Consider the following 783-nt stretch of genomic DNA (forward strand, 5'->3'; position numbering starts at 1 on the left):
TGAATCCACATTTCCGTCCCCATCAAAGTCCCAGGCCCATGAAATTGCATATTTTGATTTATCCTTAAACTGAACGTTAAGTGGGGCATCTCCTTCCGTAGTGCTCGGGGTGAAATCTGCAATAGGGATTCCATAAACTGTTATTGTTTTTGTTGCTGTATCTGTTCCTTCGTCGTTTACAACTGTCAGGGTGACATTGTAAATGCCTGGTGTATTATAAACATATTCAAACTCTTCCTGATCAGAATCCTTTACTCCATCTTCGTTTACGTCCCAATCCCAGGAATTCGGAGAACCAGTTGAATTATCCTCAAATTTCACGGTAAGCGGGGCCGGGCCTTCGGTCCTGTTTGCGGAGAAATCCGCAGTCGGAGGGCCAACTACAGTTAACCTGGCTTCGATTATCTTCGGAGTAATTATTCCACCGGAATCGTCGTCCATTTGATTTACATAAACAGTTATGTTTGTTGTCCCGGGTGTTTTACCTAATATCTTAATGGATCCGATATTCACATCGGTGTCCCCTGCTTCAATCTGCCCGAAGTCCCCTACTTTCATCCAGACTGAATCTGAAGGAAGAGGTGAATTCCGGGGTAAATTTCCCCAAGAAGGGAAAGTAATGCCAGTGATCTCAGCTATAGCAGAATCCTGGATAAAGACAGATATATTAAACCCTGCCAATCCTGCAGAAAATTTATCTGCATTCATACTAAGGGTAACATCCTGGTTAATATTCAAGTCCGCTATTGCCGGGCTAAAAGAGATAATCGGCATCTCATTGGC

Annotated in this window: 1 protein-coding gene; it reads right to left on the reverse strand. The window is 43.4% G+C overall.

Translation table 11 applies throughout. The features are described from left to right. Window positions 1-708: PKD domain-containing protein (locus PHO71_RS26105; protein WP_300209108.1), on the reverse strand; the 708-nt coding region annotated here is incomplete at its 3' end. Between the last annotated feature and the right edge of the window lie 75 nt (window positions 709-783).

Origin of the sequence: Bacteroides sp., assembly GCF_028690125.1 — a bacterium.
Lineage (GTDB): Bacteria > Bacteroidota > Bacteroidia > Bacteroidales > Bacteroidaceae > Bacteroides.